10 protein-coding genes are annotated in these 12,101 nt (G+C 67.1%); 8 read left to right on the forward strand and 2 right to left on the reverse strand.

The features are described from left to right. The 7 genes from B4A39_RS10420 to B4A39_RS10450 all read left to right on the forward strand — a co-directional run. Positions 1-310: hypothetical protein (locus B4A39_RS10420; RefSeq protein WP_292036341.1), on the forward strand; the 310-nt coding region annotated here is incomplete at its 5' end. A 108-nt stretch (positions 311-418) separates the two neighbouring features. Beyond that, complete coding sequence (locus B4A39_RS10425) at positions 419-1,942, forward strand: DUF4173 domain-containing protein (protein WP_292036344.1); 1,524 nt, start codon at positions 419-421, stop codon at positions 1,940-1,942. A 2-nt stretch (positions 1,943-1,944) separates the two neighbouring features. Then, positions 1,945-2,655: a response regulator transcription factor gene (locus B4A39_RS10430; RefSeq protein ID WP_292036346.1), complete on the forward strand. Its 711-nt coding sequence runs from the start codon at positions 1,945-1,947 to the stop codon at positions 2,653-2,655. Continuing rightward, on the forward strand, positions 2,652-4,262 hold the full coding sequence (locus tag B4A39_RS10435; RefSeq protein ID WP_292036348.1) for a sensor histidine kinase: 1,611 nt from the start codon (positions 2,652-2,654) through the stop codon (positions 4,260-4,262). The genes B4A39_RS10430 and B4A39_RS10435 overlap by 4 nt, the downstream gene beginning before the upstream one ends. 218 nt (positions 4,263-4,480) lie before the next feature. After that, entirely contained in the window at positions 4,481-5,236 is a 756-nt protein-coding gene (locus B4A39_RS10440; protein WP_292036350.1) for an SDR family oxidoreductase, read from the forward strand. 25 nt (positions 5,237-5,261) lie between these two features. After that, the gene (locus B4A39_RS10445; RefSeq protein ID WP_292036352.1) at positions 5,262-5,864 is read left to right on the forward strand and encodes a glutathione S-transferase C-terminal domain-containing protein; all 603 of its coding nucleotides are present in this window, start codon (positions 5,262-5,264) and stop codon (positions 5,862-5,864) included. Further along, positions 5,864-6,757, forward strand: coding sequence for a sigma-70 family RNA polymerase sigma factor (locus B4A39_RS10450; protein ID WP_292036354.1), 894 nt, complete (start codon positions 5,864-5,866; stop codon positions 6,755-6,757). The genes B4A39_RS10445 and B4A39_RS10450 overlap by 1 nt, the downstream gene beginning before the upstream one ends. A gap of 157 nt (positions 6,758-6,914) precedes the next feature. On the opposite strand, the gene B4A39_RS10455 is transcribed toward B4A39_RS10450, so the two are convergent. Then, the gene (locus B4A39_RS10455) at positions 6,915-8,960 is read right to left on the reverse strand and encodes a TonB-dependent receptor plug domain-containing protein (RefSeq protein WP_292036356.1); all 2,046 of its coding nucleotides are present in this window, start codon (positions 8,958-8,960) and stop codon (positions 6,915-6,917) included. 100 nt (positions 8,961-9,060) lie between these two features. Here B4A39_RS10455 and B4A39_RS10460 point away from each other — a divergent pair, with 100 nt between their 5' ends. Continuing rightward, positions 9,061-11,151 carry a winged helix-turn-helix domain-containing protein gene (locus tag B4A39_RS10460; protein WP_292036358.1) on the forward strand — a complete coding sequence of 697 codons (2,091 nt, stop codon included), beginning with the start codon at positions 9,061-9,063 and terminating at the stop codon, positions 11,149-11,151. Positions 11,152-11,270: 119 nt separating this feature from the next. On the opposite strand, the gene B4A39_RS10465 is transcribed toward B4A39_RS10460, so the two are convergent. After that, on the reverse strand, positions 11,271-12,083 hold the full coding sequence (locus B4A39_RS10465) for a LysR family transcriptional regulator (RefSeq protein WP_292036360.1): 813 nt from the start codon (positions 12,081-12,083) through the stop codon (positions 11,271-11,273). Positions 12,084-12,101 lie beyond the last annotated feature (18 nt).

A 12,101-nucleotide genomic window follows, 5' to 3' on the forward strand; every position in this document is an offset into this window, starting at 1 on the left:
GCGTCGAGGCGGTGCGGACCCGACTGCAGTCGCGTCATTGTTGTTGCGCCTTCAACTTGCGCTCGATCTCCGCCAGTTCGCGCTGCAGCGGCGCGCGCTCGATGAGCAGGGCGCGCCGCTCCGCTTCTGCTGCGGCGTGGAAGGCTTTGACGGCCTCCGAAATCGCTTCAGGGGACAGCAGGTCCGCGGGCCAAGTCCAGTTTGGGGAGCAGATCCAGTGTACTCTGCTGGCGCAGTCTGGTCGTTCTATCTGCACAGCTTCTGCACGATGTTTCCTTTGAAACTCGACCTTTCGGCCATCGCGGCTTGATGCGCGTTGGGGACATAGGCGCTTCTGAAAAGGAGGCGCCGTCCACCCGTGTTCATCTCAACCATTCGATCCTCCTTTTGGCTGAAAGTCGCCATAGGGCTTCTGCTCGTGGCCATCGCCGACGCCCTGTTCTTCATGCATCGGCCAGGTGCGACCCTAGGTTTCTTTGCCCTGTTGTGGATGGGCGTCGCGGCCCTTTTCCGGAAAGGCTGGATCAGGGATCGGCGTGGCTTGTCGGCGGCGGGAGGCGCGGCGGGGCTGGCCTTGGTGATGATCGACCGCCCGGGCTTGCTGACCTGGGTTCTGTTCGGCCTGGCCCTGATGATCGCCATGCAGTCTGCGCGGGTCCGTCGTGGCGAGGAGGCCTGGCGCTGGATGCAGAGGCTGGTCGTCCAAGCCGTCGCGGCCGTGGCCGGGCCGTGGATCGACCTGTTCCGTCTGGGGCGAGCCAACCGGCGTCGCGGACGCGGGTTCAGCCTGCCGGGTGTCTTGCGGTTGCTGCTGATGCCGGTTCTGGGCGGGGCGGTCTTCCTGGGTCTGTTCGCCAGCGCCAATCCGCTGATCGGGGAACTGGCGGCGCGGCTGCGGTTGCCGGCGCTGACAGATGAGACGGCGGGGCGGGTCATCTTCTGGGGCGCGGCTCTGGTCGCGGTAGGGGGAATTCTTCGCCCGCGCTGGCGGCGTCGCCTGATCGACTTGCCGTCGTTGCAAGGCCGCGTCGTCCCCGGCGGCACCGCGGCGTCCGTCACCCTGTCGCTGGTGGTGTTCAATCTGCTGTTCGCGGTGCAGAACGGGCTGGATCTGGCCTTTCTGTGGAGCGGCGCGCCCTTGCCTGAGGGTGTGACCCTGGCCGAATACGCTCATCGCGGCGCCTATCCGCTGATCGTCACGGCCCTGCTGGCGGGCCTGTTCGTCCTCGTCTTTCTGCGGCCGGGTTCCGAAACGGCGGCGCGGCCGCTGGTCCGCAGTCTGGTCATGCTCTGGGTCGGGCAGAACCTGCTGCTGGTGGCCTCCAGCCTGCTGCGGACAGCGGACTATATCGAGGTCTATTCCCTGACCCGCTTCCGCATCGCGGCCATGATCTGGATGGTGCTGGTCGGCGTCGGTCTTGGCCTGATCTGCTGGCGCCTGTTGAGGAACAAGAGCGCGCATTGGCTGATCAACGCCAATGTCGGTGCGACTCTGGCTGTGCTGGTCGTCGTCAGCGCTGTCGACCTGGGCGCGGTCGCCGCGGCCTGGAATGTGCGCCATGCGCGCGAGATTGACGGGCAGGGGGCGCAGTTGGACCTCTGCTATCTCGACAGTTTGAACGGCGCGGCCCTTGTCTCTCTGGTGGAGTTGGAGCAACGCGCGGCGGACCCGGCGCTCAAGGATCGCGTAGCCGCGGTCCGCGCCCGCCAGATGGCGACGATGCAGGCGCATCAGGCCGAATGGCGCGGCTGGCGCTGGCGGGACGCACGAAGGCTGGGTCGCGTGGCGCGCCTGACCGCCGGCGAGCCCTTGACTGAACCGCTTCCGGGCCTGCGCGACTGCGGCGCAGACGTCATTCCTGCGTCCGTGACCGTCCCCGCGTTTGCCCCGGCGTCGCCCGCACCGATCGCTGCCCCGTTGACCTCTGAAGCCGGAGCCTGAACATGGCGATCATGCAACGCACCGTCCTGGTCGTCGACGACGACCCGCATATCCGCGACCTTCTGACCTTCGCCCTCGGCAGGGCCGGGCTGGCGACGCGCGAGGCCGGGGACGGGGAGGCGGCGCTGGCCGCCATCGCCGAACGAGCGCCCGACCTGGTCATTCTGGACATCAATATGCCGCGTATGGACGGGATCGAGGTCTGTCGTCGCATCCGCGCCCAGGGCCAACTACCGGTCCTCTTCCTGTCGTCGCGCGACGACGAGATCGACCGCATCCTGGGCATCGAACTGGGCGCTGACGACTATGTGGTCAAGCCGTTCAGCCCGCGCGAGGTGGTGGCCCGCGTCGCCGCCATCCTGCGGCGGGTGAACCTGTCGCCGCCGCCCCCGCCGCCGGGCGCGGCGCGTATCGGCCGCCTGTCACTGGACACCGACGGCTGGCGCTCGCGCTGGGATGATCGGGAGGTGGCCCTGACCACGACCGAGTTCGGCATCCTCAAGGCCCTGGCGGCGTCGCCCCAGATGGTCTTCACGCGCGACGCCATCATTGACTGCATTCATGGGCCGGGCTTCGCCCTGACCGACCGAACCATCGACAGCCATGTGCGCAACCTGCGGGCCAAGTTCGCCGCGCTCGGGGCCTCGGATGTGATCGAGACGCGCTCGGGCGTCGGGTATCAGATGGGACCCTGTCGCGGCCAGTCGGCGTGATCGGCGCCGCCGTTCAGTGGGCGCGGGCCTTCGTGCGGGCGCATTGGCCGGCCTTGCGCCTGCGCACCATCCTGCTGTCGGTGCTGTTTTTCGCCGCCGTCCTGCCGGGCGTCAGCGCCATTTTCCTGCGGGTCTATGAGAACACCTTGGTTCGCCAGACCGAGGCCGAACTGATCGCTCAGACTGCGGCCCTGTCGGCGGTGGCCGAGGCGATGTGGCCCGGCGCGCGGATCGTTGTCCCGACCGAGGCCCAGCGGAAGGCGGCTGACTACTACCGCCCCGAACCGGCGGGCATCGACCTGCGCTCAGATCCGGTGTTGCCGCCGCGTCCGTCGGTGGACGCGGCCCGGACGCCGCCTGACCCGGCGGCCCTGGCGGCGGCCGCGCGTCTGGCGCCGATTATGGAGGAAACCAGCCGCACCACCCTGGCCTCCATCGTCCTGCTGGACCGCAACGGCGTCGTGGTGCGCGGCCTGGGCCAAGGCGGAAGCTGGCGCGACCTGCCGGAGGTCGAGGCCGCCCTGTCCGGCGCGCCCGCGACGGTCCTGCGCCGCAACGCTGCCTATCAGCCGCGCTATGACATGGAGTGGCTCAGCCGGGCCTCGGGTCTGCGCATCCATCACGCCCGGCCGATAGTGGTGAACGACCGGGTCGAGGGCGTGGTCCTGACATCGCGGTCGCCGCGCGCACTCTTCAAAGGCATCTATCAGGACCGGGGCAAGATCTTGTTCGGCGTCGTCGCCGTCCTTGGCCTGCTCAGCATCCTGGCTGTCTTGGTCTCGCGCGGCATCGCCCGGCCGATCGAGGCCCTGCGCCGTGTCGCCCGCGACGTCACCTACGGCGGCGGATCGGTGCCGCCTCCGCCCGCCACGGCGGCGGTCGAGATCCGCGACCTCTATGAGGACTTTGGCCGGATGGCCGAGGCCGTCGACCGCCGCTCCCGCTATCTGCGGGACTTCGCCGCCGCCGTTAGCCATGAGTTCAAGACGCCGCTGGCCAGCATCCGGGGCGCTGTCGAACTGCTTCAGGACCACGGCGACGACATGGAGGCGGAGCAGCGCCGGCGCTTCCTCGGCAACATTGACGCTGATGCGCGGCGCCTGTCCGATCTGGTGACGCGGCTGCTGGACCTGACGCGGGCCGACATGGCGCGACCCGAGGCCGGGGCGGCGGTGGATGCCCGCCCCGTCGCGGCCCGCATCGCTGACGCCTTGAAAGGCGGCCTGACGATAGTGATCGATCTGCCTGCCGATCTGCCCCAGGTGGCCGTGCCGGAAGCCAGCTTGGAGATGGCCCTGACCATCCTGTTGGAGAACAGCCGTCAGGTCGGCGCGGACGCGGTCGAGATCACCGCCTGCGTTGAGGCCGATCTGGTTCGTCTGATCGTGGCTGATAATGGGCCAGGCGTGGCCGAGGGCGATGTTGAGCGGATATTCGAGCCGTTCTTCACAACCCGTCGCAGCGAGGGGGGCGCTGGTTTGGGCCTGTCGATCGCGCGCTCGCTGCTGCGGGCAAATCGCGCGGATCTAGGGCTTGGATCGTCGACGACCGGAGCGGTGTTCGAGATCATCTTGCCGCGCGTACAGAGGCGGCGAGTCTCATCCTAAGGGATCTGCGAAAGTCGGCTCTCGAATGGCTAGCACGGTGTCCGTTTCTCGGTGGCCGGCCAATGTCCGCATCTGGCGCACAGCGGAAGGTGACCGCCCTGGGGTGGGCGGGAAAAAATAGCCCGGCCATGTCACATCCGCGCTCCTTGTCTCGTCTTCGCTATGAAGGTCGGCCGGGGCTTCGATGGCGAAGCCCGGCCCGGGCCCGGGAGACGGACATGAAAATCGTTGTAATCGGCGGGACCGGCCTGATTGGGTCAAAGGTCGTGTCGGGCCTGGAGGCGCTTGGGCACGAGGCGATCGCGGCCTCGCCCAATACCGGCGTCAACACCATCACGGGTGAAGGCCTGGCCGAGGTCTTGGCGGGAGCGGACGCCGTTATCGACGTCGCCAACTCCCCCTCCTTTGAAGCCGATGCTGCGTTGGACTTTTTCCGCACCTCGGGCGCCAATCTTCTTGCGGCCGAAAAGGCGGCGGGCGTCGCGCATCACGTCGCCCTGTCGGTCGTCGGCACGGACCGGCTGCAATCCAGCGGATACTTCCGAGCGAAGCTGGCTCAGGAGGAACTGATCAAGGCCTCGTCGGTCCCCTGGACGATCCTCCGCTCGACGCAATTCTTCCCCTTCGTGGCGGGTATTATCCAATCCGGCAGCGTCGGCGACGAGATCCATCTGTCGTCGGCGCTCGTCCAGCCGGTCGCGGCGGAAGATGTCGTCGACGCCCTGATCCAACTGGTCCTCGCCGCGCCGCTGAACGACACCGTTGAAATTGCGGGTCCCGAGGCGATCCGCATGGACGCGTTCGCCCAGCACTACCTCTCGGCTCTGGAGGATCGTCGCAAGATCGTGGCCGAGCCGGGCGGCCTGTACTTCGGCTCCCCGATTGATGACCGGTCCCTGACGCCGGGACCGGGGGCGCGCCTGGGCGCGACGACGCTCAGCGACTGGCTGCGCAGCGCCATCACCGCCGACTGACCCCGCCAGCATTAGGATCACGACCATGAAACTCTATTACAGCCCGCTGGCGTGCAGTCTTGCGGACCACATCGCCCTGCGCGAAGCAGGCTTCACCTTCGACCTCGAGCGGGTCGATCTGAGAAGCCATCGCACCGAAACTGGCCGCGATTTCCACGAGGTGAGCGCCAAGGGTTATGTCCCGGTCCTGGTGCTGGCCGACGGCGAGATCATCACCGAAAATGTCGCGGTCCTGGACTGGATCGCGACGGCCGCGCCCTTGTTGTCCATCGGTGGACCTCTGGGGCGGACGAGGGTGCTGGAGGCGCTGACCTACATCACCACCGAGATCCACCGGGCGTTCAAGCCGATGTGGCACGGCGGCTCGGCCGAGGAGAAGACCAGAGCCGGGGCGACGGTCACGGCCCTCCTCGCCCCGCTCGGTCAGACGATGCGTGGGGCCTATCTGTTCGGAGACGACCCGGGCGTCGCGGACTTCTATCTGTTCGTGATGCTGCTCTGGGCTGAACGGTTCGGCGTTGCAGCGCCGGCCTCGCTTGAGACGATGCGCGACCAGATGCGGGCGCGACCCGCAGTTCGGGCCGCCATGGTGTATGAAGGCCTCCTACCCGCGGAACACCCGGCCTGATGACCTTGTCAGATCCCTCGACCGACGCCTTCGAACGGCACCGTCCGCGCCTGCTGCGGCTGGCCTATCGGATGTTGGGTTCCACGGCTGAGGCGGAGGATGTCGTGCAGGAAGCCTGGCTGCGTTGGCGACGGGTCGATCCCTCGGCCATCGCGCAGCCCGGCGCCTTCCTGGCGCGGACGGTGACCCGACTTTGCCTGGACACATTGAAGTCGGCGCGGGCGCGGCGGGAAGCCTATGTCGGCAACTGGCTGCCCGAGCCGATCTTCGAACCGGAAGAGGCGGCGCCGACGCTGGACGATCTGACTTTGTCGCTGATGTTGGCGCTGGAGCGGCTGTCCCCGCTTGAGCGGGCCGCCTTCCTCCTGCATGACGTTTTCGGCACACCACTGGCGGAGGTCGCTCGGACGCTGGATCGTGACGCCGCAGCGGTCCGGCAACTGGCTGCCCGGGCGCGCAAGCACGTCCGGGAGGCCCGGCCGCGTTTCCCGGTCAGCCGCGAGGAGGGCGATCGCATCGCCCGCGCCTTCTATGTTGCGTCGAACCAGGGCGATCTCGAGGGGCTGCGCGCCCTGCTGGCCGACGCCGTGGTCCTCAGGGCGGACGGCGGGGGCAAGGCCCACGCCTGGCTCCGGCCCATCATCGGCTTCGACCGTGTGACGCGCCTGTTCGCCGCGCTTCGCCACAAGCTCACCCGGGTACCGCCGGTGCTGGTCGATTGGGTCTGGATCGACGGCCTGCCGGGCTATGTCAGCTACGAACGCGACGGCGCCCTGCAGACCACGGCTCTGGAGATCGAGGACGGTCGGGTCGTGTCGATCTTCATTACCCGCAATCCTGACAAGCTGGCGCAGGCAGAGCGGATCGCGAAAGGCAGCGGGGCAATCCATTGAGGGACACACCTGCAAGGGAAGATGGCGCCGGAGCAATGGCCCCGTTGAAACGAGAACATGCAATCCCGAATGAATGTCGACTTCGCGCACCAGCGCTAATGTCGGCTGATGGCGCAACTCCGACATCCTTTGGTCGCGCCTAGCTTGCGGTAAGCAGTTAAAAGGTCTTGCGCAAACGCAGCGAGTAGAAGGTCCGCGGGTCGATGTTGCGGGTCTCGACATAGGCGATCGGGCGGGCGCTGCGGTCTGAATAGGCGATCCGCGTCTGATGGTATTCGTCCCAAAGGGTAACCTGGGCGCGGATGGCTAGGGTAGGTGACGGTTTGTACTCGACCCAGCCTTCCAGAAAGTCACGACCTCGCCATGAGAACTGCACGTCCGGATCGTAGTTGGTCCGTCCCAGAAGCGGGACCCAGGCGAGGTTCCACTGCAGGTTCCATGACTTGATGTCCTGAGCCAGGATGATCACCGCGTGGGATTTCGGCACGTTGGAGATCGGACGCGTCTTGCCGCTGGTCGGGTCTGTGACCTCGGTGTGGTTCCAGGTGTTGCGCGCGCTGATCCGGCCGCCGCTGAAGCCGAAACGATCCAGAGGCGCCTGGATGTTCACCGCCAGACGGTCCAGCGTGCCGTCGCCGATATTGCCGGTGGCCGACAGGCCGGCCTCAAGAGGGATGACGTCGATGGCGTCGGTGATTTCGTCGTGGCGAAGGGTGACGCTCACAACCCCGTCGCCCCCGAAATGGCGTTCGTAGGCCAACTCGCTGATCCAGCGCTGCTCGGGCTCAAGATCGATGTTGCCGCCGAGGACGTTCTCGTTCTGCAACTCGGCCGAGGCGGCGAAGGCGTTGAAATCCAGCTGGCCCACTTCGCGCTCGAAGCGCACCCGGAACTGGTTGGCTGCGCCGGGGGTCCAGGTCGCCAGCAGGCGCGGCTTGATGAAGGTGAAGGTCTTCTCGCTGTCGGCGTCGCCCGACTGGCTGATAGTCGAGCCCTCGAGGCGTAAACCGCTTTCAATGGAGAGATTGTCGCCTAACCGCCACGCGCCTTTGCCGAAGATTTCGCCCCGCGTCTCTGCCACCTTCACGGAGGCGGAGGGCAGGGGAACCGGGGCTCCGCCGATGCTGAAGGCCTGTTCGGTTTCCAGCATGTTGTAGGCGACCTCGCCGCCAAACTCCCACGTCAGCCGTGGCAATTGCTCAAGGCGGATCAAACCGCGCAGGATGGTCTCGGAAGCCTTGCTGTCGGAAGCGAAGCGCTGCTCCGGGCTGGCGATGCCAGACAGGGTGGTGCGGTTGAGCGAAACGCCGTCGTTGTCGCTGAACTCGTGGATGAAGCGGGTCTCCGAGCTCAGGCGGCTGCCGAGCGGGCGGGTGAAAACCGCGCCGAACTCGCCGCTGGAGCCGTCCTCCTGATATAGGGACTCGCGCCGCACGGTCGCCGAGGATTGCAGGGTCAGGTTTTCATAGTCGTTGACGCCGTAGCGGGCGGTCAGGTCGATCAGCCCCCCCAGGAAGGGACTGGCGTAGTTCAGTCGCAGGGCGTTGCCGCCGCTCTTCTGGTCGTTGGAAAAGGCTTCATTGCGCAGCAATGCGCCCGCGCCGTCGCGGCGCATGACGGGGCCAACGCCGTTGGAATCGTTGACGTCGAACCCGTCGGAAAGGGTGAAGCCCCAAGTGCGTTCGCCGTTCCGGGCCGTGAACTGCCACGTGCCGCCGTAGGTGTCGTTGCCGCCCTCGTACAGGACGGCGTTGCCGGTGAAGATCGACTGGCGACTGGTCTGGTCGCGGGTAATGACGTTGGCGACGATCGAGAAGCCCTGCATGTCGATGCCCGGGGCGCCGCCACGAACCAGTTCGATGCGATCTACCTGAGCGACCAGGGTACGCGACAGCACGCTGGAGCCGGTGTCGTTCTTCGAGGCCGGGCGCGATCCATTGACCAGGACGTTGCCGACCGAGCCCTGGAAGCCGCGACTGCCATCGCCGTCTATGACGGTGAAGCCCGGCACGCGGCTGACCATGTCCAGGGCCGTGACCGGCTGCTGGCTGGCGAAGAAGTCCGGCGTGAAAACCAGCACGCCCTGCTGGCCGGCCTCGACCTGTAACGCGGGAGGCGACGGCGCGGTCTGCGCCAGCGCGGGGGCGGCCAGCGTCAGAGACAGCGGGGTCAGTACGAGCAGGCGGACGTCGAGGATGCGCATCGGGGGCTCTTCAAGGTGGCTGGTAATGTCGGCCGCGATAGAAGAGATTGATGTTCTGGGAGCGAGGGCGGGGGCCCGATCTTGAACCGATGATTATCCGATGAACGACCTGTCAGCTCTGCTTCGCAGGCCGATCGAACTGGTGTCCGAGCCGTCGTTCACTTTGGGACAGGGCGTGGTTCACCCCGCCTCTCTCGAGGTGGTCTGGCCCGATGGGAGCTGCAAGCTCGAGCCCCGCGTCATGCAGGTTCTGGTCGCGCTCAACCGTGGGCGCGGCGGGCCGCTGAGCCGGGAAGAACTGTCCCGCCTCTGCTGGGATGGACGAGTGGTCGGCGATGACGCCCTGGTGCGATGCATCGGCAAGTTGCGGAAGACATTCCTGCGGGATCCGGCTGTGGAGATCGGCAGCATTCCCAAGGTCGGCTATCGCCTGCGCCTGCTCTCCGTCGCCCCGCAGGCGACAGGGGCGGCGACAACCACGGCGTCGCCTCGATCCGTTCGACGGCCGCCGAGATGGCTGCTGGCGGGCGGGGCCTCCGCCGCCATCGCCGTGCTGGGCATCGGCGCCTTCGTCCTAATGAAACCGCCGGGCGTGCTGGCGGCCGAGGCCGTGCGCCCCCTGACGTCCGACCCCGGCGTCGAGACCCATCCCGCGCTTTCGCCGGACGGCCGCATGATCGCCTATGCGGGCGGCGCCGGTTTCGGGGCTCAGAGAGACATCTTCTTGCGCGGCGTCGCCGACGGCACGCCGATCCGGCTGACCAACACAGCGGAAGACGACATGGCTCCCGCCTGGTCGCCGGACGGGCGGCGCATCGCCTTCGTGCGCCGCATTCCGGGCGCGCCTTGCGAGATCCTGGTCGCGCCTGTGCCTCAGGGCGAGCCGCGCGTCGTGGGCCGTTGTTCGGTAGAAGCCATGACGCGTCTCGCCTGGACGCGGGGCGGAGAAATCCTGCTGTCGGACCGACCGACGCGCGACGCCGTGCGCCGCATCCGCGCCCTGTCCCCCGACAGCGGACGCATGCGTGAGGTCACCGCGCCGCCCGCCACCAGCCTGGGAGACCTCGATCCCGTTGTCACCCACGGCGGCGACCACATGGCCTTCAGACGGGCCTTTTCCTACGGCGTCGCGAATCTCTACGCCGCCGAAGTGTCGGGCGCCGGGCTGAGGCCGCTGACCCGCGATGGATGGAAAGCCATGGGCTACGCCTTTACGGCGGACGATCGCACCCTAGTCTTCTCCAGTAATCGGGGCGGGGATTCCGGGTTGTGGTCGGTGGACTTCAAACGACCGACGACGCCCGTGCGTCTGAGCCTGGGCCTGCTCGAGTTTGGCCGTTTGTCCACCGACAGGACAGGGCTTCTGGCGGCCGAGGCCGGCGATTATCGATCCAACCTGTTCGCCTGGCGCGCAGGCGGGGCGCTGGTCGCCCTGACGAACGGCAACACCAGCGACTGGGACCCTGACCTGTCTGCGACAGGCCAACTGACCTTTGTCTCGGACCAGAACGGCGGGTCGGAAATCTGGAGCAAGAGCGGCGACGGCCAACCGACGCGTCTGACCGATCTGAAGGCCAGCAGCGTCTTCTCGCCCAGATGGTCGCCGGACGGTCGGAGCATCGCCTTCGTCGCGGCGCGGGACGGCCGCACGGACGTCTATCTGATCAACGCCGGTGGCTCCGGTCTTCGCAACCTCACTTCGGACGGGGCGGCGCGCGACGAACTGGCGTGGGATCGCAACGGCGACCTGCTCGTGCCTACGCTGCGCGAAGGCGGGTGGCGGATTGAACGGATCGACGCCCGAGGACGGGTCACGATTGTCCCGAACAGCGCCGGTGTTCTGACGATCAAGAGCGCCGGCGCTCAGGGACTGTACGCGGTCAGGAAGGATGATGACCGGCTCTGGCGTCTGGGTGCCGGGGGCGTCGTCCTGGCCTCGCCTTTGATCCGCATCGACCCGGAGGCGGCCTGGACGCCGACGGCCGCCGGCGTTTACCATCTGACGGGCGCGCCCGGCGGCGAGGCGGTTCTGCGCCTGACAGCATGGTCCGGCGCGAGCCGGGATGTTCAGTCGCTGGGGACCTTCGGCCTGAAGCACAGTCTGGCCGTCTCTCCGTCGCAGGACATCGTCGCCGCCCGCGTGGTTCGCGATGAAGCCGACCTGCGGGCCATTCGGCTGACGCGTCAGTAGCGCCGCCTGCTGTGGGTGGTTTTCGGACCTTGGCAGACTAACCGTTGAGTGTCCGCCTTCGGGTTCAGTATCAATGTCCGCTCTTGGCGCGGAGGCGGCTTGGAGAACGTCCGGATTCGTCAGCTTGGTCTGACTAACCGTCCTTCAATGAGCGGGCGATGCGATGCGAGGGCTCGATAGAAGTGGTCTGCAAAGGATCTGACGCGCGTCGCATGCCTGACGGCGGGATGGGTGAGGAGCCAGAGGTCGTCGCTGAGCGCCTGTTCAGGCGGTCCGAGGCGTGTCAGTGCAGGCGAAAGGTCCCCCAGCATGCAGGGTAGATAGCCGGCCCCGACGCCCGCCCTGATGGCGGCGGCGGCGCCCGACACCGAGTTGGTGCGGTAGATGATGCGTTGCGGAGCGGCGCGCTGTTCCAGGAATGTTACGGCTTTCAAGGCCGCGAGATCGCCGGTGAATGAGACCCAGTCTCGTTCAAAGAGACTATCGGGGCCGGGCGTCGCGATCGCATCGCGTCGTTCGTAAGGGGCCCAGGCGATGACAGCCAGCTTGCGCCCGACCAGGTTTTCCGGCGGAGCGTTGGTCGCCCTGATCGCGACATCGCAGTCGCCCCGCGCCAGATTGCTGGCGCTGTTTTCGATATGGGTTTCGATCTGTGTCGCTGGATGAGCAGTTCTGAAATCCCGGAAAACCGCAGCGAAGCCTTCCAGGAGGGAATCGCTGGTCGCTAGCCGGATCACGCCCGCGCCATCTTCCTCGTATGACGCGACCTGGCTTGAGACGCTGCTGATGTCGGCTTCCACTCTTTGGGCCAGTTCGATGACCACATGTCCGGCGGCTGTCGGCGCATAGCCGGTGCGCCGACGATCAAAGAGGCGCGCGCCGAAGGCGCTTTCGGCGCTCGAGAGGCGGCGAACCACGGTCGTGACGTTCATGCCCAGGGCGGCCGCCGC

Source organism: Brevundimonas sp. UBA4553 (assembly GCF_002387245.1).
Taxonomy (GTDB): domain Bacteria; phylum Pseudomonadota; class Alphaproteobacteria; order Caulobacterales; family Caulobacteraceae; genus Brevundimonas.